The sequence below is a fragment of the Caulobacter soli genome (genome assembly GCF_011045195.1).
In the GTDB taxonomy this organism is placed as follows: domain Bacteria; phylum Pseudomonadota; class Alphaproteobacteria; order Caulobacterales; family Caulobacteraceae; genus Caulobacter; species Caulobacter soli.
In genome coordinates this window covers 351858-373201 of sequence record NZ_CP049200.1, presented here as the reverse complement: position 1 = coordinate 373201, position 21344 = coordinate 351858, and the positions used below count along the sequence as shown (strand labels likewise).

Here is a 21344-nt window from a genome sequence, read left to right as displayed (position 1 = left end):
CAAGCTGCCTATCTCTACTGCATGAACCAGCCATGGCTGACCACGATCGACTGGCCAGTCAGGGCGTTGGTCGGGAACCCGGCCAGGAACACCGCCGTGCGGGCCACGTCGTCGACGGTGGTGAATTCGCCGTCGACGGTGTCCTTGAGCATCACGGTCTTGATGACGTCTTCCTCGCTGATGCCAAGCTCCTTGGCCTGTTCGGGGATCTGCTTCTCGACCAGCGGCGTGCGGACGAAGCCGGGACAGATGACATTGGCGCGCACGCCGTGCTTTGCGCCTTCTTTGGCCACCACCTTGGCCAGTCCTTCCAGCCCGTGTTTGGCGGTGACGTAGGGGGCCTTGAGCACCGAGGCCTCCTTGGAGTGCACCGAGCCCATATAGATCACACTGCCGCCGCGCCCTTGGGCGTACATATGCTGCAAGCAGGCGCGGGTGGTCAGGAAGGCGCCGTCCAGGTGGATGGCCAGCAACTTCTTCCAGTCGGCGAACTTGTAGGTCTCGATGGGGCCGACGATCTGGATGCCGGCATTGGAGACCAAGATGTCGATGCCGCCGAACTTGGCGGCGACGGCGGCGATGCCGGCCTCGACCTGGGCCTCGTCGGTGACGTCCATCGAGACGCCGAAGGCGCGTTCGCCGCTCGGATCGAACTCCAGGGCGGTGGCGTTGGCCGCCTCGATATTGAGGTCGGCGATGGCCACCTTGGCGCCACTGGCCAGGAATTCCTTGGCGATGTCCTTGCCGATGCCGCTGGCGGCGCCGGTGATGACGGCGACCTTGTCTTGAAGGCTCATGGTCGATCCTTTGCGGGGGAGGGCGTGGGGGCGGTGAAATCGAAGGTCTGGACCGAATGGGCCGCCGTCGGCGGGGTCAGGACCTCGGGGTGGGACAGAGTGGCCAAGGCGTCGCGGCGACCGGCCGCCCAGTGCTCTTCCATCGTCCGGCGCGAGAACTCGTAGTCCTTGGACTGGCCCTCATAGGTGGCCGAGCGATAGACCAGCTGAACGATGTTGTAGACGGCCGGGTCGGAGGCCTCGGCCAGCAGCCGCGCCTGGGGCGTGGCGGCCAGTTCGGGCGGCATCTGGGCCAGCAGCTCGTTGAACGCGGCGCGCATCTTCTGCAGCTTCTTGAAGCTGTCAGTGGCCGCGCGGGTGCGGCTGGAGAACTGCACCTCCTTCATCCGCACCGCCACCTCCGACAGGTCGCGCGGCAGCACGCCCTGGGCGCTCCACAGGTCGACCTGGAAGATCAGGGTGTCGAGGTCCGACCGCGCCGACAGCACCCAGTCCAGCGGGGTGTTGGAGACCATGCCGCCGTCCCAGTAGAACTCACCGTCGATCTCGATCGCCTCGAAGGCCGGGGGCAGGGCGCCGCTGGCCATGATGTGCTCGGGCCGGATCGTGTCGGTCTCGTTGTCGAAATAGGCGAAGTTTCCGGTTCGCACGTTCACGGCCCCGACACTGAAGCGCATGGTTCTGGCGTTGATGCGGTCGAAGTCGACCAGCCGCTCCAGGGTGGGGCGCAGGGCCGAGGTGTCGTACCAGCTGGTCGATCCGCTCACCCCGGCCGGCATCAGGAAAGGCGGCGGCACGCGGGGCTGGAAGAAGCCGGCCACGCCCTTGGCCATGATCTCGCCGGCCGCCAGCTGGTTGACCCAGCCGCGCGCCGCGTCGCCGTTCAGCATGTCTGACCAGAAGCTCGACAAACCGCCGTCGCGGGGCGCGCTGACGATCTCCCAGAACTCGCGCAGCCGGGCGATGCGGTTTTCCCGGGCGTTGCCGGCGATGATGGCGCTGTTGATCGCCCCGATCGAAATGCCGGCGATCCAGGTCGGCTCGACATTGGCCTCCAGCAAGGCCTCGTAGACTCCCGCCTGGTAGGCGCCAAGCGCGCCGCCGCCTTGCAGAAGCAGCGTCACGCTCTCGAAGGCGGTGGCGTTGGCCTTGGGCTTCTCAGGCGGCGCGGCGGCCTTCTGCGGGCGACTACTCACGTTCGGGGACCGGCACGTTGAAGCCGTTCAGCGTCACCGAGACCAGGGCGTAGAGGCCGACAAGATAGATCAGCTCGTTGGTCCCGTGCTGGCCGAAGGTCTTGACCGCCAGGGCGTAGAGCGGCTCGGGCAGCACGCCGCCGCGGCTTAGGGCGTAGGCCACGTCGAAGGCGACACTCTCGTCCTTGGCCAGGTCGTTGGGCTTGAGGTCGGCGACCAGGGTGGCCAGGCGCTCGGCCGGCATGCCTTCCTTCTCGGCGACGGCGATGTGGGCGTAGATCTCGTAAGCGGCGTCGTAGCGGGCGCCGACCACAAGGATGGCGATCTGCCGGACATTGTCGGCCAGCACCGCATTGGCGGTCATGGCCAGGGTGAAGTCCCAGATCGCCTTGCCGATCGACGGCTCGTGCAGCCAAGGGTTCCAGGGGCCCATCAGCGCGCCGTCCTCGCGCTCGACCTTGAAGGCGTTGAAGTGGCCGGCGATCCCCTGTCGCATGTCGTCGTAGAGGGGTTTCTGCTCGGGGGTGAGGTCGGCGGGCGCGATCAGAGGCAGGCGCATCAGGGATCCTTCCGGGGATTGGGGCGACGACCAACCTGACCATCGTCAGATGGTGCGGTGCAGCAAGCTCCCCAGATCGTGGCGGCTTCGCGGCGTTCAGGTCTTGTTGAACGCGAACGCACCCCGGTCCCATCCAATAGGGCGTCGGGAACGTCAGTTTAGCCGCCCAATCTCCGCAGACCCGACGCGCGAGGCGGTCTGCGGCGCCCCTTGGGTGCTGGATTGTGGAGCGAGGCCGACGCAGCGCGCCATTCCTTGCGACCGCGCCGCTTTAGGACGACGCCGCAACCTGTCCGGATGGATTCTTCGAGCACCCGATTGTTTCGCCGCGCCCTTCCAGGTTTCGGCCCCGTCATGCGGCACGAGTTTTTCTCACGATAGGCGGGGCCCGTACACGAACCCTGGAGGATTTCCTATCGTTGCAGCGGGTATGGTCGATCCCGCTTTGCTCAAGGCGCTTGGGGGGGGGCTGGAGGCGCTAGCCGCGATCTGACCAGGGATACCTGGGCTCTAGGCGCGTGAACTTTTTCTGCGACCCAATTGTCCACCAAACCAGTAGGAGTAACCAACGCAGCGTTGCGCTGCGTCGCGGCAGGGGTCGGGGGAATGACAAGAACAAAGACGAATGTGTGGATTTCGGTGTCGAGCGCGGCGCTGGCCGTCAGCCTCTTGGGCGGCGCCGCCCTGGCGAAGGACGTCTCGGCTTCGGAAGGCGTGAGCGCCCCGGAAGTCAGCGAGATCGTGGTGACGGCGCGCAAGCGCACCGAGAAGCTGGCGACGACGCCGGTGTCGGCCACGGTGCTGTCGGGCGCCAATCTTGCCCAGCAGAACGTCCGTAACTTCCAAGACCTGCGCGGCGCCGTGCCGAACCTGGAGGTGCTGCCCCAGGAGTCCGGTTCGGCCAGCTTCACGATCCGCGGCATCGGCCAGGTCGCCAACCAGGTGAACTCCGACGCCAAGGCCGGCTTCTATGTCGACGAGATGTATGTCAGCCGCCAGGAGGGCAACGATCTCTACTTCTATGACCTGGCCTCGCTGCAGGTGCTCAAGGGCCCGCAAGGCACGTTGTTTGGCAAGAACACGACGGCCGGCGCGGTGCTGCTGACGACCCAGCGGCCGACCGGGACCTTCGGCGGCTACGTGCAGGCCCGCTATGGCAGCTACGACAGGATCGACACCGAGGGCGCGCTCAACGTGCCGATCGCCGACGGGCTCTACGGCCGCCTGAGCTTCCGGACCCAGAACGCCAAGGGCTTCATCACCCACGTCCTGGATGACGGCCGCAGCGGCGATATCGACAACCGCTCGGTGCGCGGCCAGCTTCGCTTCGATCAGGGCCGTCTGACCAACGACCTCTTGGCCGAGTACAACCAGTCGCGCACGGACGGCGGCGCGACCATTCCCATCGCCTGCGACAACAACGCCGGCTACATCCAGAACTATAACGCCCTGCACAGCGTCTCGTACTGCGACGCCTATCCGGTGCTGGGCAAGAAGTATCAGGTTTATGGCGGGGCGACCCTGAGCGCGCCGACCAGCAGCTTGATCACCGATCTGGGCAAGGGCGGGGATTCGGCCACGCCGGGGCGCTACGCCGGTCAGGGACCCTACAACCACACGCGGGTCTATACGTTCAATGACCGGCTGAACTATCAGCTCACCGACGATCTGGCGCTGCACTCGGTCACGACCTACCGGGACTCGCGCGCCGCCTACTACACCCCCCGCGACAACACCCCCAACGACATCTACGCCGAGAACGACGACACCCGCACCAAACAGTTCACCCAGGAACTGACGCTGGGCGGCTCGGCGCTGGACGACCGTCTCAACTTCGTGGGCGGCCTCTACTACGCCAACCAGAAGACGACGTTCCTGCAGGACACCGGGCCCGACTGGATCGATCCGCTGGGCTATATCTATGACAGCTCGCTGAAGTACGAGAGCTATGCGGCCTTCGCGCAGGCGTCCTACAAGGTCACGCCCAAGCTGGAACTGACGGTGGGCGGCCGCTACACCCACGATCACAAGGCCGGGTCGAGCTACGTCTTCTTCGCCGAGGACACCACCAAGACCTTCGTGGGCACGCTGCCCGGCTCGACCACGCCCCAGACCCTGACCTGCGGCTGGTTCATCAACTCGTTCCTGGGCGGGGTGAAGAACTGCGCCGGTCCGGCCTTCACCGCCGCCGACAGCCATAGCTGGGAGGGCTTCGACCCCAAGGTCCAGCTGTCCTATCGCTGGAACGACCAGGTGTTCACCTACCTGTCGGCCGCGCACGGCTACAATGCGGGCGGGTTCAACCAGCAGCTGGGCGGGCAACCGGCCGACGGCAAGTTCCTGTCCTACTACAACCCCGAAAAGCTGTGGTCGTACGAGGCCGGCATCAAGGCCGAGCTGTTCGAGCGCAGCCTGCTGCTCAATCTGTCGGGCTTCTATCAGAAGTACAGCGACATCCAGTCGAACGTGAACGTGCTGATCGGCGGGGTTTCGACCCGCCAGGTCCAGAGCGCCGCCACGGCCCATGAACTGGGTCTTGAGAGCGATGTCCTCTGGCGGCCGGTGCGCGACCTGACGATCCGGGGCAACGTCGCGGTCCTGCATCAGGAGTACGACAAGATCTTTCCCAACGCCGTGTCGCTGACGTTGGACACGCCGGTCAACACCGCACCGAAGGTCAGCTACAGCGCCGCGATCCAGTATGACATCCATGTCGGCCAGGCCGGCGGCACCCTGACCCCCGCCGTCGACGTCAAGGGCATCAGCTCCAAGTGGGATTGCCCGTCGGGCGCGACCTTCACTTGCAAGCTGCCGGCCTATGCGCTGGTCGGCTTCCGGCTCGACTACGTGCCCCGCGCCAGCAGCGGCTGGAAGGCGAGCGTCTACGGGACCAACGTCCTGGACAAGTTCTACCAGGTGGCCCGCACGGGCTACTTCGGCGGCTTCGGCATCGATCGTTACACGCCGGGGCGGCCGCAGGAATTCGGGGCCGAAGTGTCCTTGCGGTTCTAGGCCCCTCGGCGAAGGCCCTCCCGCGTCGAGCTTGCTCGTGCTGGGAGGGTGTCGTCGCCCGAAGCCAGGGGCCAGTTAGCGCTTGCGCAGTGGACAACGGAAACCCTTACCGCTTTCCAGGAAGCACGTCGGTGGGTGTAGCACAAGCTTCCCACAGGCCGCTGACCGCGCCGCTAGAGCAGGGGAGCCGCAGCCAAATTCAACGGGGCCTTACATCTATTAGCGCCGAGTCTGCTTGGGATTTACCCGACTCGCGAGCATGATCTCCACACACAACATCCGACGGTGGCTCGACCGATGGCGAACGATGTGACTGTGGATGGCCGGACTGCGGTGTCGCTCACACTGCACCCCCAGTTGGAGGCCTTCCTCCATGCTCAGAGCGCCAAGTCGGGACGCTCCCTTCAGGCTAAGATCATCACGCTGATCGGGGAGGCGATGGAAGCCGCCGAGATCCCGCCGGCGCCGACCAACACGCCGTTCGTCTGTACCGAGACGCTGATGGCGCAAAAGGCCGAGCGTCAGGACTGCGGCGAAAAGAACCGACCGAACGCCAAGCTCTGGGCTGAACGTCACGTTCGGCAGACCGGCCACAACGTGGTGGTGTCGCTGTACTACGACATGAAAAGCGAAGATTGGCTTGAGCGGATGCCTGCCGACCGCAGGGCGGAGATCGAAGAGCTGGTCGCCGATCCTGGCAAGGCAAAGGGCTTGGCCGAACAGCTGCTTCGCGAATTGAAGATCGAAAAGCTCAATTAAATCAGTCAGACAACGTAAATCCCACCGGCTCATCGAGCACAAGGCGCCCACATGTGATCTGGCGTCTCGCGCTGGACCGTCCCTCGCTAGCCGTGCAGAACTCAGAGCTTGAAGCTGCGCCTTAGTCGGCGGGCTATACCCTCGGGGGAGTCATGAGCGAAGTGTCGGACAAGCATCAAGCTTTCGAGATGACCCCGACCTACGGCCTGGCGCTGGCGTTCGCCGTGCTGCTGGAGGGGGTGACCAGTGGGGACGCCAGCAAGAATCCCGAAGCTTTGATGTACGGTGTAGCAGCCGCTCTCTTGGGCATCAGTGGCGTATCCTTGCTAGCAACCGATTTGGCAAGGCAGGCAAGTAAACCAATCGGGAGTGGAGCGCCGGGCAAGGTTGATAGATGGTCATGGATCATTCTCGCAATTGCGTCCAGCCTAGCGATTCAAGTCTTGGGTTTAGTGCTGGGATATCAGGTTTGCAAACGAGCCAGCCCCGGTATTGGCGGTGTTTTTGTTCTTTCGATCATGGGTGCGTTGGTACTCTTCGGTGTTTTAAAGCTCATCCTTGGATACAGTCTGGTTGTGGCCCTCGGCATTAGAACCTTCCTGCGGTGGCGGAAGATCAAGCCACCGCGCTTCCTGACGCTATATATCGACGCCCTCTCGTCGTCCGCCACAGGACCGACATCGAGCCGAGCAAGATCAAGCGTCCCGGGATACCGACAACGGGGGACGGGATTCACTGTTGGATCAGCCGCACGGCCTCACTGTCGGGTCGCTCCCGCTCGATATCGCAACCGACGTCCGTCCAACTAGCCAAGCTCAATGTGGTCAATTAAGTTGACCAATTTCCGATAAGACATCAAAAAGGCCGGTCCAAGCGCATACAACAGGCTGTAATTCCGATTTGCTACCCTCACGTGAGTATGCGACCCTTTTCTGCACCAAAGAACCCAATGAAAACAAACTTTCGCCCAGCCCAGCGCATTACGGTGGCGGCCGTCCTCCTGGTCATTGGTGTCGGGTGCCTGAATTTCAGGACCCCCAACGATCATCCGGAAGCAATGCTCGTCACCAATCTCACAAGCTGGATCACGATGCTCGGCTGCTTGCCGCTTGTGGCCGGCATCTGGATCGGCTTTTTCACAATTTTCAACCGCCTCGCGGAGGATATGTGGGAGCGTGAGAAGATCCGCATGGTGCGGAAGATCGAACATGAAGACGGTCCTGAAACGGCTCGCTCAGTGGCCCGAGCGCTGCAGGAACAAATAAGCGCGAATAGGCGCGCTCACTGAGCCTGCAACGCACTTTCTTCCGATAACTATTGTTAGACGCGAAAAATTTCGAGCCCGATCCAGGCTGATTTTCTGACTCCAAACCCTGCGACTGTCGCTGTTCGCAAACCTTGCGAGCGCGCGGAAGGTCGAGCCAGGATATCCGCGCAACGCTAACGGCAGAACAAGAGCGCGCGACCAAGGCCTGATGCCCATCCGCACGATAGCCTACACCTGAAGTGGAAGCTCAGCTCGTTGATCTCTATCGGTCCTTGCCGCGGAGGCCTCGTCAGCAACGGCGACCCGCTTCACCAATGCGATCGTGGATCGATGCGAGACGTTGAGCGCCTTCCCTGAGCGTGGCGCCCCAAGGTTCGACGTAAGGCCCGGCCTACGCACCCTCCCCTTTCGGCGGACCACCATCACTTACACCGTGAAAGACGCTGAAGTTATCATCATCGGAATATTCTACGGAGGTCAGGACTATGAAAGCATTCTCGTAGAAGAGAAAGTTTCTAGTATTCCCAATAAGATATGCTATAAGTCAAATAAGTTGACCACTTGCACCGACCCGTGCCATGGTCGCGACCGAAGCTTTCGAAGCCCGGCGCCTGCTTGTCACCTACGCCAAGATTAAGGCGCACCGCCGACGGTTGCAGATTATCAATCGCACTTTCTAGACGTGCATTTCAATCGGCGCTAGGGTCGCGAGGTTAACCAGTCTGTTGGGGGGGACAGATTTTGGCGCGACGTCTCGGCCTCGTCGGTGCTCTGCTCGTGGCGGCGATGAGCGCGCTCGCCGCTCCCAGAGTCATGGCTGCGCAGGCGGCCTCTCCCAAACCAGACAGCGATGCTTGCTGTGTCAGTATCCGACTGCTGACCGATCCCGGCGTCGGCAAGCTCGGCGAACTCTTCAGCGTCATGGAAGGGCGCGGAGATCTCTCGTTCTCGCCTGTCGACAATGGCAAGGGGCTCGTACCCCAACGACTTTGGGAGCGTGAGTGGGGCTTCACCATGGGGCCTGTCTCGAGCCTCGAGATGTATGTGTGCGAACACAATCGTCATATTTGCTCCATCACGTCCAAGGGCCCCCGCTGGATCAATCAGAAGGCGCCGCCCAGCGCTCGATCCATCCAGGGCTTGCGGTGCGATGGACAACTGCCGCGCTGGGTCGTTTGCCTGCCAACAGTGCAGATCGACAGCTACCAGGAGACGCTCGTCCGGCGCATCGACCGTAGCCGAAAGAGCTATGTCGGCCTTGGCCGGCTGGTCAGCAGAGTGCTGATGGGCTGCACGGACTGGGATGCGGCCTGCCAGAAGCTGGTCGACAACCTCAACACCGCCCGTCCCGAAGCCACGCAGGTCGCGCCCTCGAAATATGATGGACCGATCCGCCTGCCCTTTCGGGCTCTGCAAATTCGAATCCCAGCGCGAGGCGGCGAAAGCTTCGAGGCGCTTCAGACGCGCGGATCGGCGCTCTTTGAGGCCTTCGTCGCGCGAGCAGCGTTCTCGGACGCCCATGAACACTATGCGGTGTTCACGGCCGAGCCCAAAGGCGGACACTTGAGCCAGTCACAGGGCGTAGCGGGGCTTTCCGATGGCCAGGACCTTAGCAACGCGATCCTGCGAACGCTGAACTACCCGTATGTGACCAATGCTGGCCGCAAGGCGCGCGCCGCCCTGCCCAATGTCGTGGTGGGCGTGTGGGATAAATATGTCGATGGCGGCCACTGCGCGTTTCAGGCCAACGGGGTCTCGGTTGTTGCATACCCTGACGATGACGCGCGCACGCGCCTCAAGCCAAAGTATGAGGGACTCGTCACGCCCGGCGGCGGCTGTCAAAGCTGGCGCGTCGCGCGCGAACCGGTCGTCGACCACGGCACCGCGGTCGCCGGCGTTATCGCCGCACTTCCGGTCGGCGAGGGCCCCGAGGGGCTGAACCCGCGCGCGCAGCTATGGGCGGCCGACATCGAGGACCTTCTGGCGTCCGGACCGGGGCAAGACCCGGTCACCGCCTTTATGATCCGCTCTGGGACGAGCGTCTCGGTGATCAACGTCAGCCAGACCATGGAAGCTGGCGAAGGCACCCAGTTCGATCGGATCATGTTCGGCGATGGGTCGAGCGGAAAAGGCCGCATGGCCACCGATATCGTCGTCGTCGCCGCCGCTGGAAACCAGGGCGGCCGCTACACGGGGGCGGCGGGCGATCTTTGCCCGATGAGCCTCTATCCTGCCTGTATTGGCGAGCGCGCCAAGGGTACGGCGCTGGTCACGGTCACGGCTCTGAACGCGGCTGGCACCGACATCCTGCGCTGCAGCGACCTCACCGAGCAGGGCATCGAGAGCTCGACCTGCCCTTCGGGAGCCAACGGCTCAAAGCCGGCGGTGAACTTTGGCGACCAGTTCGAGCTGGCCGCTCCAGGTGTGGCGGTCACAACCCTCTATGGCGACGCCTTCGGTGTCGACTTGGGCACGTCATTCGCCGCGCCGCGTGTCGCCTCCTTGGCCTCCTTGCTGATCGCGGCGGTAGTCAAGCCCGCGTCGCTAGGCGGCAAACTGCGCACCGCCCCCGCCGCCCTAGACGTGCGCGCACGCATGCTCGCCACAGCCGATCCTCGCCGCGACGGCGATGGCGGGGGCTACGCCAGGTACGGCGCGATCAACTTTGGGCGCGCCCTGCAGTTTGACGCCGATGTCGTCCAACTTCGCGATGAGACGCATACCGCTTGTCCGCCGGCGACCAGCCCTTGCCGGCTGACAAGCCTGACCCTCAACCGGAACGACGGGACGAGCCTCACGGTCGAAACCGAAAATGGACCAGGGCGCACCATCCCATGGCGCGACGTTCTGCGCCTCCAGGCGATCGGAGACGATACCTATCCTCGCACCCGCTATGTCGTCGTGTTCCTGGAGGCCAAGTCCGGCGCGGCGCCGCGCGAGGTCGCTCCCCCCTTCTACGGCTTTATTCGCAACGACGAGAAGATCCGCTTCTCCGACGCCAACAAGGCGGCCCGAAGCCTCTATGTCCACGATCTCCAGGAGTTCACGGCATGCGCTTTCCAGCCTATCTGTCCGTCTGTACTCAAATGATCGCCGGTGTGATCTGCGCGTTGGCGATCGGCCAGGCGGCTGTGGCCGCTGACGCCCGCGACGCCATCCAAGCCCGCGATACGCGTGATGCGGCCATAGCTGTCACGTCGTTCAAACCGGTCTCGTATGGCCCCGAGCAAGCCGCCGCTAAGACCACGCGCTGGCAAGCGTCGGTGACGCCGCCAACCAAACCAGAGCCGCGCTATGCGGTGCTATTGTTCGAGGGCGTCGAAGCCAAGGCCGACGGCGACTATGCGATCGAACTGCAAGACAATGACGGCCGTGTTCTGGCCGCCTTTCCCGCCGCATTCCTGGCGGAAAATCCAAGCTTCACCAGCCCTCAACTCAAGCCCAAACAGATCGACATCGTCGTCACCGCGCCGTCAGGCGCGCCGGGTCTTCGCTTCACCGTCAAGACGATGTTGGTCTCGACCTCCAAAGCGACCACCAAGTCGCAGTCGATTGGCCCAAACATCGAATGGGTCGAGGATCTCGCCGCGACAGACCCGGCGATGGCTTGGGCTCGCGGGGTCGTGAAGCTGACGATCCATGGAAATCATGCCTGCACGGGGTTCCTGGTCGCCGCCGATAAGATCGCCACGGCCCATCATTGCCTCGATAATTCGGTGAGCTACGTCGGCTCGCAGGGCAAGAGCGCAAGGACCTGCAGCGATGTAGCAATCAGCTTCGACTACATCCGTGATCCCTACGGCGCTGTTCGCAATCCGCTTTGCCTGTCGGTCAAGGCTGACCCCGCCAAGGCCGACGTCGCGGTGCTGACGCTCAGCGAGCCCGCGCCGCCTGTCGCCGGCGGCGGCGGCCGGATCCTCAAGCTGGCCAGCGCCGATCCGGCGGCGGGCGGCGTCGTTAACGTCCTGGGCCACCCCTACGGCTTTCCAATGGGCGCGTCGCTGTCTTGCTCGGTGAAGTCTCTCGTCGCCCCAGGGCGGTTGGAGCACAATTGCGACACCGTGGGCGGCAATTCGGGGGGACCGATCCTCAACGCTAACGGCGAGGTTGTCGGCGTCCATACGGACGGTTTTATCGACGACGAACTTTCCATGCAGGCCGCTGTAGTCGCTTATCGCAACGCCTGCCGTACAACGGGATGTCCTTACAATTCCGGCGTTCGCGTCTCGCAATTGAAGGCGCTGCTCAACTAGGTCGATCGTCGCCGCGCCTTGCGCGGCGACGATCCTTCGGCCGACTGGTTCAGCCGCCTGAGTTGGAGCCAGTTTTGGAGGTTTTGCCGTCCGCAGCCCCGTTATCACCTGCCTTGCCATCTGTCGTTTGGCCGTCCTTGGCCGGTGCGGCGGCGTCGGTCTCGGCTTCGCCGTCCTTCTTGTCTTTCAGGTCCGAATAGGCTTTTTGCACCGCCGCCAGGGTGTCGAAGGCCTGGTCGTAGCGATCGGCCGTGACGGCGCCTTCCGTGGTGCTGCTACAGATCGCCGAAAGGTTCAGCTTGCCGTCGATCGGCAGCGGTTCCAGTCTGACGATTTCCGGCGTCGACACGACGAAAGCCGGGAACGTGTAGCTGTACACGCCGGCCTTCAATTCGAGCGTGGCGGGCAAGCAGGCGGGCACCGGGAAGTAATTCACCTTCTTGCCCGCGGTCTGAGAAAGGAAGTTGTCGAAGGACACCGCACCATCCGGCGTGGGATCGAACTTCAGGGTTCGCTTCCAAACCGAGTCCTTGATCTGAACTTCCTTGTTCGCCTCCGCCGCGGAGACGACGAAGTTGAAACTCGGAAGCTCAGGCGGACCGCCGGCGGCTTCGGACGTGGGCGTGGCTGGTTTGATGAAGGGGCTGACCACCGTGGCGAACTGACCAATCCGCTTGGCCGTCAAGTTCTCAGCCTTGATGCTGACGCTCTGGACGCGATCGGAGTTGGCGTAGCGCGCGCCCGAAACGGAGGTCTTCTTCCAGAAGCCATTGGTGCCGCCCATCATCACGCCATGGGCCGGGTCGGCGAGCGCCACCAGCTTGGCTTGGATGTCCTTGCCGGCGATCGAAACGCTTACCGGATCTGGCGTCGTGGGCGCCGCCGCTGGCGTGGCGGCCGGCGCGGTGTCCTTTCCCGGATCGGCAGCCGCTCCGTCCTTGCCCGTGGTAGGCGTCTTGGTCGGAGCGTCCTTGCCGGTCGTCGAGGTCTTGCCCCCCGTGGTGGCAGCGGACTTGGATCCAGTAGACTTACCCGTCTTTCCGCTACTCGCGCCGCCTCCCGACGAAGCGCCGCCACCAAGATTGATCCCATCCTCTCTGACTGGGCCGGTCCTGGTCCCGGTCGTGCTAGACGAGCCGGACGCGCCATTCCCCAACCCGTTGGTCGAGTCTGTCGAGCCGGAGCGCGTCGCCGACGGCGCAGCAGGCTCGGCCGGCTTGGGGCCGACTTGGACCTCAACGCTCTGCAGCGCGTAGAAGGCTAGACCTTTCTTGGCTTGGGCGGCGACGTCAGCCGCCTTGTCGAAAGTCGCGGGCCTGTCGTAGCTCACCTCGACGGTCGTACATCCGCTGACGGCCAAGCAGCCAGCGATCATCGCAACATGTTTTTTCATGCTGTTCCCCCTGTCCTGAACAGAGGAAAGCGTAGTTCAAATATCGCCGTTATTCTACTGTAGATCGACGGAAAATCTATTATCCCGCCTGGATTGTTATGCCTCACGGCGCTACGCCCCACCGCCAAGGCGCCGTCGCCGTGAACAAGCCAGGATGGTCCAAACGCCGGCACGGCGCTGAACTCAACGGCGTGACGGGACTGCTCTGGTTCGCCCCAGGTTTGTCTCGGCCCCGGCGGAACGCCCTGGGCCATGTGTTGGTCCGGGTCACCTAGCGCGTGCGCGCGCAGAGCCCGACCAAGCCTCAGAGACGGCCGCCACGGACGCTCCAGGCGACAAACCCAAGCCAGCCAGAAGAAGGCGACCGTCTAGTCGTGCTCTGACGACGGCTCCTTCGCTTCGCCATCAAGATCAGGCGCCGCCTCGCCTTCAGGCGCGATCGACTGTCCCATAGCCTGATAATCTCGGGTCAAATCTCTTAGGTCTTCACCAGCGCTAACGCCGCCGACGATCTGATTGACGGCCACATTGATGTAGGGAAGCCCCATGGAGAGGAGAGCCAGGATTGGGCCGGCTCATCCTCGTCCACCAGGGGCGAACCGCCCTGAGCCGGCAAGCCGCCGCCCACATCGAGCAGCAGATCATTGCCGCCGCAGCGGGCTTCGCTGAAGGCGGTGTGCGCCAGCTTGTCGCCGGCGTCGTAGGTCTTGGTCGAGATCGTCGAGCGCGGCGCGTCCGGCGTCCCGAAGACGTCGGTGACCGAGAGCCGCTTGCGGCTCTTCAGGCGACCCTGGTTATCCAGCACCGTGGTTTCGACGTCCTGTCTCATCCTGAAATAGTAGGAACCCGAGCATGGGCCCGCGACCGCCAAGGCAGGGACCGAGATAGCCGCGATCATAAAGATGAGGTGCAAATCTCGGCGCATGGCGTCACTCGCAACGATAGGAACGGCCATCGTTAGCTCGATAACTGTCGGTGCTCGGGTCGTAGTTGCCATAGCGGCTCAGGCAGTAGCGACGACGCTCCTCGGCCTGCTTGTTCTTCTTGTTTCCGTCTATGAGCGCGCCGATGACGGCGGCCCCGATCACCGTCCCCACGACGCCGGCGACAACGCCCTTGTTCTTGGCGTCCTTTCTGCGTTCGCTCTCGCGCCGGGCATGCTCGCGGCGGTCACGGTCGCGCCGGTCCTCGCATCGTCTCCGGTCGCCCCCTTGAAGCCGTCCGCAATCGTCGACGGCGGCGGGCGACATCGGTCGAGGCGGCGGCCCGCCGGACCAGTCGGGATGCCCTTGGCGTGATCCCGACTGTTGGGCCAGGCTCGGGGTCCCCGATGCGAGAAGCGCCAGGATGCTGGTCGCGACTACGGAACGCTTGAATCCTAAGGGCATGATCGTCTTCCAAAGCTCAGACGCGACAGGGAAGCGTGTCGCCGCTGAGCGCCAAGAAGGCCCGCGGACATTGCGTCCACCTGACATGGGTTGAACGGCCGCCAGGGGTTTGGCCTCCGATCGCGAGTTGGTTCACCGATCGCAGGGCGAAGGCTCCCGCCCGGAGCGCAATGTTGCGGCAATTCGTCAAGCCTAGTTGGTCATGGATCGCGGCGGCCAAAGAGAGTCGCTGTGAGTTCTTCCCCGGTTCAATAGAGGAGAAGCCAATGACGGTTCGGATACTTGCGGCGCTTGCTTGTGTTGTACTGCCTGCGAGCGCTTGGGCGCAGTCGGCGCATCACGCGGATTTTAGCGGCCTGAAGATGGGCGCGGACGCCGACTATCGATGGCACGATGGCGACTATCGCGTGACGACCCTTGGCGCGGACCTGGACCGGAAAAAGGGCGGCTTTGGATATCGCGGCCGTCTTGGGCTCGACGCCCAATTTGGGAGAGCGGTCGTCGGCGCCGAAGCCGGCTTCGGCGGCGGCGGCGGCAAACTCAAGCTCGAGAACACCGTCGGGTCCTACAAGCTGGAGCCCGGATTGACATGGGATGTGTCCAGCCGGGTCGGCGTTCTGGCCCTGCCCAATGCGCTGCTCTACGGCCGCGCCGGCTACAGCTGGCTGCGCGTGAAGGAGAAGACCGAGTTCGTGGCCAATCTCAAGGATGTGAAGGATCGCTACACCGAGGGCGGCCTGTTGTACGGCGTTGGCCTTGAAGCCGCCGTATCCGAGGGAGCGTTCCTGCGGGCGGAATATAGTCGGGTGAAGTACAACGACGACTTTTCATCCTCGAAAGCCCAGGTGGGCTTCTCGTTTGGGTTCTAGTCGGCGTGCGAGCGCCGCCCGCGCCGAAGCGGGCGGCGCAGGATGCGATCCTCCGGGCGATTTCAACGGGATGTGGCCGTGAAGGTGTTGCTGATCGAAGATGAGCTTGAGCTGGCCTCCGCGCTGTGCGCGGCCTTGGAGCGTCACGGATTGGTCGTCGATCATGTCGGCAGTCTCGCCGACGCCGAAGAAGCAGCCCAATCGGGAGATCACGACGCGGTGCTGCTGGATCGAGCCTTGCCCGACGGCGAGGGCCTTGGCCTCATTCCCATTCTGCGTCTGCGCCGCCCCGGTGTTCCGATCATTGTCCTGACCGCGCGCGGAGAAATGTCGGATCGGGTAGCGGGTCTTGATCTCGGCGCCGACGACTATCTGGCCAAGCCGTTCGCCGTCGAGGAACTCTTGGCCAGAGTGCGCGCGGTGCGGCGTCGTCCCGTCACCATGATCACCGAACCGGTAAGGCTTGGGCGCCTTCAGTACGATCTCACCAACGACGAAGCTCAGGTTGGAGACCGCCGTCTTGATCTGCCTCGGCGTGAACTGCGGGTCCTGGTCACCTTGATGCGGCGTCGTGGCCGGACCGTGCTGCGCAGCGCGTTGGAGGACGCCGTCTACGGGTTCGACGACGACATCCAGTCCAATACGCTTGACGCCCACATCTCGCGGCTTCGCCGCAAGCTTGTCGAAGCTTCGGCCGGCGTGGAGATCCACGCCATCCGCGGCGTCGGCTATTTGATCCGAGCCGCGCCATGACAAGACCGCGGCGTTCGATGCGATGGCAACTGATCCGCCGTCTTGTCTTCGCGCAGGCCGTCCTCATGCTCGCGGCTGTCGCATTGGTGCTCGGCTCTCTTTGGAGCGCTGGCCTGCTGCGTGACAAGAGCGGCCACTTCGCCGCCGAGGCCATCGCCGGTTCGCTTTCACGGACCGGTGATGGAGCCTTGCGCCTGACGCCGAGCCGAAAATTGCACGACCTGCAGCGCCGTCAACCCCAGCTTTCGTTCCTGATACGCGATGATCGAGGTCATCAGATCGCCTACGGCCCCATGGCGCGCGAGATGGTCCGCTCGCCCCGCCTCCTCGACGATTTTCCGGCGGTCAAACGGGCCGATTTCTGGTTGAACGCCAAGGTCAACGATCCGCAGTTCCATCTCGACACCATCAACACCCCCGCTGGACCGATCAGGATGATCGTGGACGTGAGGCGGCCGCTGACCTTCCTGGAGTTCACCTGGACGATCGGCGTCATCAGCTTGGTCTTCATCCTGCCGCTCGTCCTGATCATGGGCCTGGCTTCGCTCTGGGCGACGACCGTCGTGGTCCGCAAGTCGTTCCGCCAACTCGACGAAGCCATCCAGGCGGCCGAAGCGATCGACGCCAGGGATCGCGGCGTGCGGTTGCCGCAAGAGCGCGCGCCCGCCGAGATCGCGCCGCTGATCCTGGCGATCAACCGGGCCCTGGACCGGCTCGACGAAGGTTATGAGCGTCAAGCCCGCTTTCTCGCCGACGCCGCGCACGAACTGCGGACACCGATCGCCATCGTCCTGGCCCGGATCGACGGAATGACGGACGAGAGGGCCGCCGACCGCCTTCGCCGTGACGTGGCGCGCTTGGCGACCCTGGCCGAACAACTCCTCGATCTTCAGAGACTGGATCGTGGGCTGTCCTTGGCGAACGACATCGACCTCGTGGAGATCTCCCGCCGCGTCGCCGCCGACCTGGCGCCGATCGTCATCGCCAATGGCTGCGACGTGGAGGTCGCCGACCTAGGGGCCGTACTCGTCCGAGGGGACGGGGCGGCGATCGAGCGTGTCCTGACCAACCTGGTGCAGAACGCCATCGAGCACGGTGGACGCCGGGTGATCCTGCGCATTGAGGGCGCGTTCGTTGAGGTCGAGGACGATGGACCCGGCGTGCCGGTATCCGAGCGGGAGCGGATATTCGAGCCTTTTCATCGCCTTCGATCCCACACCACCGGCGCGGGGCTGGGCCTTAGCCTCGTGCGCCAGGTGATGGACAGTCATCGCGGGCGCATCGAGGTCGGTGATGCGCCGGAAGGTGGAACGATCATGAAGCTGGAGTTCACGTCGGCTCACCCTGGTTGATCCCGGACTTCGCGCCGCCGCGTGACGTAGTCATGCGACGGACGGACGGCGTTTGGTCAACAAAAGTTGGTCCGGTTGATGGAGTCGTGGAACGAGACGCAAAGAACTCTGTTTCCAAATCCGCGCTGATTTCCTGACTTCAGACCCCGCGACTGCGGCCAGTTCACGAGCCCGAACTAGCGAATGGTCCAGGGTTTGACCGCCGCGATCATCAAGCCCAGCGATAGGGCGTAGACGGTGAGACTTGCGGCCAGCGGCGCGTCTGGAAGCAGCGCGTTCCACAACGCCAGAACGACACCGGCCGGCAACACCGCGGCCATCCCACAGCCCAGCCACGCCAATGACGCTATCGCCCAGTTCGGCAGCCAGGCGCTTTCCTCATCGTCATACCAACCCATGGCGAAGCTCCCCTGCTCCACCTAACAAAGTCTCCACACGCATTGCGAGCATAAAAAGCTTGGTTTCAGAACGCGCGTCGCGATCGGAAGAGACTTAGCCGACTCCGTATCAGTTCATGTTGCATCGCAATATAACCATTGATAACTCGATCACGAGAGTCTATGGTTTGGTCAGGTTGGCGAAGCGGGCGAGATCCCATCGGCCACCTTGGGGGAAACGCAGTTCGGACGGGTTGAAACCCAACGCTGTTCAGGAACTCGCACCATGATCCGCACCTTCATGCTGACGGCAGCAGCCGTCGCGCTGTTCGCCGCCGCTCCGGCCGGCGCCGCTGAAGTTCGCATCAAGACCACCGGCAAGGCCCCGGCCGAGCTGCGCGCCGAGATCGTCAAGGCCGCCAGCGCGGTTTGCTGGCAGGACGTCCGCGGCGACACTCTGGCCAGCTACACCTACGCCCCCTGCGTGCGCGCCTCGGTCAACGACGCCGTGAGCAAGCTCAACAATCCAGAACTGGTCGCCTACAACGCCGCCAACCAAGTTCTCGCGGCGCGCTAAGGCCTTTTAGAGGGCTACGCACCCTCGCCGCCAAAGCCGTGCATCGGAAAAGCCCTTCCCGACGCTGGGGAGGGGTTTTTTCATGCTAGCGCTTGCTTCAAGCCTTTGAAGACAATCGGCCCACGGGAATCATCGAACGTCACCACGGTGACCGCCAGGGCCTTCAGGGCGCTTTCGAAAAGCGGATGCTTCAGGTGAGTTGGGCACACCAGGATCCGCCGAGGCGGCTTGGGCTGGTCGGCGCCGTAGACCGCCAACTGCCCTAGGGCGGTGAACCAGCGGCGACCAGGAGGTGGTGCTGGCGTTCTGGGGCGTGCTCAGCGACATCCAGGCGGGCGACTTCTACTCAAGCCGGTTTGCCTGTTTGCGCGAGAAGGAGCCCAAGGTGGGCAGCCTGCCCGTCGAGGACGTGCCGTCCGAGGTGCTCGAAAAGCTGGGATCGGCGCGCATCCCGTTCGACAAGGCGGGAAAGGGCTACATCGCCAAGTTCTAGGCGGGTAAGCGAGTTGAATATGCGCAAGCGATTTGGGAGATGCCTGCTGCTCCATGGCTCAGGGCAAGGTTCGCCTCCGCACATCGGTTGGTCATGTCCGCCGCCTCCCCCCTCTTCGGAGATGAAGAACCACGTCATCCCACCGAAAAGGACTATCTAGTGGCCGCTGGGTGAGTGGGAGGAGACCCGCCATCGGCGGATCGCCGACCTGATCCAGGGCGTCCTCGGACGCCGGGCGCATCCCGTCGCCACCTGACGTCGGCCTAAGGGGCGCAGCCGCCGGTGATCCGAGCCCGGCCTGCGGCCTGGCCGTCTTAACCGCCTGCGCCCTCGTCCTGCGCCTAGCGGGGCCTGGACGCGGTCCAGATACGTCCCCGTTGTGAGGCGGGGGGAACGACCTTATGTATCGAACGATGCAAAAGTCGCCCTCCCCTGTCGTGACCCAGCAGACGGATGCGCCACGACGCGGCAGGCCGCGGGAGTTCGACCGCGAAGCCGCCCTCGGTCGGGCCATGCGGCTGTTCTGGTCCAAGGGCTACGAAGCCACCTCGATCGCCGATCTCATGGCCGTGATGGGCATCGGGGCTCCCAGCCTCTACGCCACCTTCAGGTCAAAGGAGGCGCTCTACGCCGAGGCCATCCGGCACTACGGGGAGACCCAGGCGCCCCTGATCTGGAACGGTTTCGAGACCGCGCCGACAGCCCGCGAGGCGGTGGCGTTCCTGTTGATGAATTCGGCGGGGGTGCTGAGCGGCGCCGTGACCGATGTGCCTCGCGGCTGCATGGTCGCCCTCTCCAGCGTCGCCGGCGAGGGCCACGAGGCGCTCGGCGAACTGGTGCGATCCGAACGGGCCATCGGTCTGGAGCGGCTGGAATCCCGTTTCGAACGGGCCGCGGCCGAGGGCGAGATCCCGCTAGGGATCGGTGTGCATGGCCTCGCCCGCTTCATCCAGGCCGTCTACAACGGCATGTCCCTTCTGGCCCGAGACGGTGCGAGCCGCGCCGACCTTGAAGAGGTGGCCAGGACCTCGCTGATGGTCTGGGACGTCCGCCTCGGCGCCTGACGCAGGCCGGTTCGCCTCGCATTCCGACCTCGGCAACGGTGTTTCGACGCCGCCGTCGAGCGGGGCCAAATAATTCTGCAGTGATCGCTCCATATATCCTTGACCAGGAGCCGGCGGCTCACCAGTTCATTCTGCATCGATCCTTACAGAAAGAACCACGATGACTGAACTGACTGGCAAACGCGCCCTGGTGACCGGCGCCTCTCGCGGCATCGGGGCCGCGATCGCTCTGGCGCTGGCCGACAAGGGCGCCGATGTCGCCATCACCTACGAGAAGGCCGCCGACCGCGCCGGGGCCATCGTGCGCGAAATCGAGGCCAAGGGCCGCAAGGCCGTCGCCATCCAAGCCGACAGCGCCGATCCCGCCGCCGTCAAACGCTCCGTGAACGAGGCCGTCGCGGCCCTCGGCGGACTGGACATCCTGGTCAACAACGCCGCCATCGTCCTCTACAACACCATAGCCGACTTCGGCCTGGATGAGATCGACGCCCTGCTGGCGGTGAATGTCCGGTCCCCCATCCTGGCGGCCCAGGCGGCCATCCCGCACCTCAAGGCCGGCGGCCGCATCGTCACGATCGGCTCCGCCGGCGCCGAACGGATCGTCGGCGACACGGGCACGGTCTATTACATGACCAAGTCCGCCCTGCAGTCCTACACCCGCGGCCTTGCTCGCGAGCTGGGCCCCAAGGACATCACGGTCAATCTCGTCCAGCCCGGCTCGACCAATACGGAGATGAACCCAGCCGACGGCGAGTACGCCGAATGGCAGCGGTCGCTGATGCCCCTGGGCCGCTATGGTGACCCCAAGGACGTCGCCGCGGCCGTCGCCTTCCTCGCCAGCCCGGCGGCCAGGCACATCACAGGGACCATTCTGAATGTCGATGGCGGACTGAACACCTGAACTCCCGTCGCGGCCGCACCGGACGGTAGGATGACCGTTCTCCGCTTCGGTGCGGCGAGCAAGGGCGGTCGTCCGCTCCCCGCAAGGCGGCCTGCCTTCCATTCTTTCCGAGGATCTCCCGAACGACTTGCGCCCCACGACCGCGAGGCGCTCCGTCCCGGCTCAAAATCATCACACGGGTCACGACCGCCTTCGCGGCTGTTCGCGATGGCGAACAGATTGGCGGGCGTGATCCTGAGCTTGTCTCCTCGTCACGATTGGGGCGAAACGGAAGGCCGCCGTCAATGAGCCCTTGCGGACAGCCAGGCTCAAACGCTTTGCAACCTTTAAAGAA

The 21344-nt window shown here is 64.0% G+C and carries 21 protein-coding genes; 13 read left to right on the top strand and 8 right to left on the bottom strand.

From position 1 onward, the window contains the following. Positions 1-14: 14 nt before the first annotated feature. The 3 genes from G3M62_RS26160 to G3M62_RS26150 are packed head-to-tail and all read right to left on the bottom strand — an operon-like array spanning position 15 to position 2552. A complete protein-coding gene (locus G3M62_RS26160) occupies positions 15-797 on the bottom strand; it encodes a 3-hydroxybutyrate dehydrogenase (RefSeq protein ID WP_165191736.1) in 783 nt (260 codons plus the stop codon). Then, entirely contained in the window at positions 794-1993 is a 1200-nt protein-coding gene (locus G3M62_RS26155; protein ID WP_165191735.1) for a patatin-like phospholipase family protein, read from the bottom strand. The genes G3M62_RS26160 and G3M62_RS26155 overlap by 4 nt, the downstream gene beginning before the upstream one ends. Beyond that, entirely contained in the window at positions 1986-2552 is a 567-nt protein-coding gene (locus G3M62_RS26150) for a carboxymuconolactone decarboxylase family protein (RefSeq protein WP_165191734.1), read from the bottom strand. Before G3M62_RS26150 ends, G3M62_RS26155 begins: the two co-directional genes overlap by 8 nt. 606 nt (positions 2553-3158) lie before the next feature. On the opposite strand from G3M62_RS26150, the gene G3M62_RS26145 reads away from it, so the two are divergent. The 3 genes from G3M62_RS26145 to G3M62_RS26135 all read left to right on the top strand — a co-directional run bounded on the left by G3M62_RS26145 (position 3159) and on the right by G3M62_RS26135 (position 7132). Beyond that, positions 3159-5564: a TonB-dependent receptor gene (locus tag G3M62_RS26145; protein ID WP_165191733.1), complete on the top strand. Its 2406-nt coding sequence runs from the start codon at positions 3159-3161 to the stop codon at positions 5562-5564. Positions 5565-5861: 297 nt separating this feature from the next. Further along, on the top strand, positions 5862-6323 hold the full coding sequence (locus tag G3M62_RS26140; RefSeq protein WP_165191732.1) for a hypothetical protein: 462 nt from the start codon (positions 5862-5864) through the stop codon (positions 6321-6323). Positions 6324-6475: 152 nt separating this feature from the next. Continuing rightward, entirely contained in the window at positions 6476-7132 is a 657-nt protein-coding gene (locus tag G3M62_RS26135) for a hypothetical protein (protein ID WP_165191731.1), read from the top strand. Here the strand turns inward: G3M62_RS26135 and G3M62_RS26130 are convergent. After that, positions 7129-7533: a hypothetical protein gene (locus G3M62_RS26130; RefSeq protein ID WP_165191730.1), complete on the bottom strand. Its 405-nt coding sequence runs from the start codon at positions 7531-7533 to the stop codon at positions 7129-7131. The genes G3M62_RS26135 and G3M62_RS26130 overlap by 4 nt on opposite strands. Positions 7534-7912: 379 nt before the next feature. Here G3M62_RS26130 and G3M62_RS26125 point away from each other — a divergent pair, with 379 nt between their 5' ends. The 3 genes from G3M62_RS26125 to G3M62_RS26115 all read left to right on the top strand — a co-directional run bounded on the left by G3M62_RS26125 (position 7913) and on the right by G3M62_RS26115 (position 11843). Next, on the top strand, positions 7913-8227 hold the full coding sequence (locus G3M62_RS26125; protein WP_246263646.1) for a type II toxin-antitoxin system RelE/ParE family toxin: 315 nt from the start codon (positions 7913-7915) through the stop codon (positions 8225-8227). A 104-nt stretch (positions 8228-8331) separates the two neighbouring features. After that, a complete protein-coding gene (locus G3M62_RS26120) occupies positions 8332-10680 on the top strand; it encodes a S8 family peptidase (protein ID WP_165191729.1) in 2349 nt (782 codons plus the stop codon). Beyond that, on the top strand, positions 10641-11843 hold the full coding sequence (locus tag G3M62_RS26115; RefSeq protein ID WP_165191728.1) for a trypsin-like serine peptidase: 1203 nt from the start codon (positions 10641-10643) through the stop codon (positions 11841-11843). Before G3M62_RS26120 ends, G3M62_RS26115 begins: the two co-directional genes overlap by 40 nt. 49 nt (positions 11844-11892) lie before the next feature. On the opposite strand, the gene G3M62_RS26110 is transcribed toward G3M62_RS26115, so the two are convergent. From G3M62_RS26110 to G3M62_RS26100, 3 genes are all read right to left on the bottom strand, one after another. After that, positions 11893-13236: a hypothetical protein gene (locus G3M62_RS26110; RefSeq protein WP_165191727.1), complete on the bottom strand. Its 1344-nt coding sequence runs from the start codon at positions 13234-13236 to the stop codon at positions 11893-11895. Positions 13237-13714: 478 nt separating this feature from the next. Further along, positions 13715-14191: a hypothetical protein gene (locus G3M62_RS26105; protein WP_165191726.1), complete on the bottom strand. Its 477-nt coding sequence runs from the start codon at positions 14189-14191 to the stop codon at positions 13715-13717. Further along, entirely contained in the window at positions 14166-14486 is a 321-nt protein-coding gene (locus tag G3M62_RS26100; protein ID WP_165191725.1) for a BA14K family protein, read from the bottom strand. The genes G3M62_RS26105 and G3M62_RS26100 overlap by 26 nt, the downstream gene beginning before the upstream one ends. A gap of 404 nt (positions 14487-14890) precedes the next feature. Between G3M62_RS26100 and G3M62_RS26095 the strand changes: the two genes are divergently transcribed. The 3 genes from G3M62_RS26095 (at position 14891) to G3M62_RS26085 (ending at position 17598) form a co-directional block, all read left to right on the top strand. Beyond that, the gene (locus G3M62_RS26095) at positions 14891-15493 is read left to right on the top strand and encodes an outer membrane beta-barrel protein (protein ID WP_165191724.1); all 603 of its coding nucleotides are present in this window, start codon (positions 14891-14893) and stop codon (positions 15491-15493) included. 78 nt (positions 15494-15571) lie between these two features. Further along, a complete protein-coding gene (locus G3M62_RS26090) occupies positions 15572-16246 on the top strand; it encodes a response regulator transcription factor (RefSeq protein ID WP_165191723.1) in 675 nt (224 codons plus the stop codon). A 17-nt stretch (positions 16247-16263) separates the two neighbouring features. Next, positions 16264-17598: a sensor histidine kinase gene (locus G3M62_RS26085; protein WP_165191722.1), complete on the top strand. Its 1335-nt coding sequence runs from the start codon at positions 16264-16266 to the stop codon at positions 17596-17598. Positions 17599-17774: 176 nt separating this feature from the next. On the opposite strand, the gene G3M62_RS26080 is transcribed toward G3M62_RS26085, so the two are convergent. Next, on the bottom strand, positions 17775-17996 hold the full coding sequence (locus G3M62_RS26080) for a hypothetical protein (protein WP_165191721.1): 222 nt from the start codon (positions 17994-17996) through the stop codon (positions 17775-17777). 265 nt (positions 17997-18261) lie between these two features. Here G3M62_RS26080 and G3M62_RS26075 point away from each other — a divergent pair, with 265 nt between their 5' ends. The 4 genes from G3M62_RS26075 to G3M62_RS26060 all read left to right on the top strand — a co-directional run bounded on the left by G3M62_RS26075 (position 18262) and on the right by G3M62_RS26060 (position 21010). Further along, entirely contained in the window at positions 18262-18552 is a 291-nt protein-coding gene (locus G3M62_RS26075) for a hypothetical protein (protein ID WP_165191720.1), read from the top strand. A 295-nt stretch (positions 18553-18847) separates the two neighbouring features. Next, complete coding sequence (locus G3M62_RS26070) at positions 18848-19045, top strand: hypothetical protein (protein WP_165191719.1); 198 nt, start codon at positions 18848-18850, stop codon at positions 19043-19045. A gap of 413 nt (positions 19046-19458) precedes the next feature. Then, positions 19459-20109, top strand: coding sequence for a TetR/AcrR family transcriptional regulator (locus tag G3M62_RS26065; RefSeq protein ID WP_165191718.1), 651 nt, complete (start codon positions 19459-19461; stop codon positions 20107-20109). A 160-nt stretch (positions 20110-20269) separates the two neighbouring features. After that, positions 20270-21010 (top strand): SDR family NAD(P)-dependent oxidoreductase, encoded by a 741-nt coding sequence (locus G3M62_RS26060; RefSeq protein WP_165191717.1) that lies wholly within the window; start codon positions 20270-20272, stop codon positions 21008-21010. Positions 21011-21344: the final 334 nt, after the last annotated feature.

What these genes read in the sequence shown, in the direction of transcription:
- G3M62_RS26160 (WP_165191736.1), bottom strand. Translation starts at nt 797, where the DNA reads ATGAGCCTTCAAGACAAGGTCGCCGTCATCACCGGCGCCGCCAGCGGC.
- G3M62_RS26150 (WP_165191734.1), bottom strand. Translation starts at nt 2,552, where the DNA reads ATGCGCCTGCCTCTGATCGCGCCCGCCGACCTCACCCCCGAGCAGAAA.
- G3M62_RS26145 (WP_165191733.1), top strand. Translation starts at nt 3,159, where the DNA reads ATGACAAGAACAAAGACGAATGTGTGGATTTCGGTGTCGAGCGCGGCG.
- G3M62_RS26140 (WP_165191732.1), top strand. Translation starts at nt 5,862, where the DNA reads ATGGCGAACGATGTGACTGTGGATGGCCGGACTGCGGTGTCGCTCACA.
- G3M62_RS26135 (WP_165191731.1), top strand. Translation starts at nt 6,476, where the DNA reads ATGAGCGAAGTGTCGGACAAGCATCAAGCTTTCGAGATGACCCCGACC.
- G3M62_RS26130 (WP_165191730.1), bottom strand. Translation starts at nt 7,533, where the DNA reads ATGTTCGATCTTCCGCACCATGCGGATCTTCTCACGCTCCCACATATC.
- G3M62_RS26115 (WP_165191728.1), top strand. Translation starts at nt 10,641, where the DNA reads ATGCGCTTTCCAGCCTATCTGTCCGTCTGTACTCAAATGATCGCCGGT.
- G3M62_RS26110 (WP_165191727.1), bottom strand. Translation starts at nt 13,236, where the DNA reads ATGAAAAAACATGTTGCGATGATCGCTGGCTGCTTGGCCGTCAGCGGA.
- G3M62_RS26105 (WP_165191726.1), bottom strand. Translation starts at nt 14,191, where the DNA reads ATGGCCGTTCCTATCGTTGCGAGTGACGCCATGCGCCGAGATTTGCAC.
- G3M62_RS26100 (WP_165191725.1), bottom strand. Translation starts at nt 14,486, where the DNA reads ATGTCGCCCGCCGCCGTCGACGATTGCGGACGGCTTCAAGGGGGCGAC.
- G3M62_RS26095 (WP_165191724.1), top strand. Translation starts at nt 14,891, where the DNA reads ATGACGGTTCGGATACTTGCGGCGCTTGCTTGTGTTGTACTGCCTGCG.
- G3M62_RS26085 (WP_165191722.1), top strand. Translation starts at nt 16,264, where the DNA reads ATGCGATGGCAACTGATCCGCCGTCTTGTCTTCGCGCAGGCCGTCCTC.
- G3M62_RS26080 (WP_165191721.1), bottom strand. Translation starts at nt 17,996, where the DNA reads ATGGGTTGGTATGACGATGAGGAAAGCGCCTGGCTGCCGAACTGGGCG.
- G3M62_RS26075 (WP_165191720.1), top strand. Translation starts at nt 18,262, where the DNA reads ATGATCCGCACCTTCATGCTGACGGCAGCAGCCGTCGCGCTGTTCGCC.
- G3M62_RS26065 (WP_165191718.1), top strand. Translation starts at nt 19,459, where the DNA reads ATGCAAAAGTCGCCCTCCCCTGTCGTGACCCAGCAGACGGATGCGCCA.
- G3M62_RS26060 (WP_165191717.1), top strand. Translation starts at nt 20,270, where the DNA reads ATGACTGAACTGACTGGCAAACGCGCCCTGGTGACCGGCGCCTCTCGC.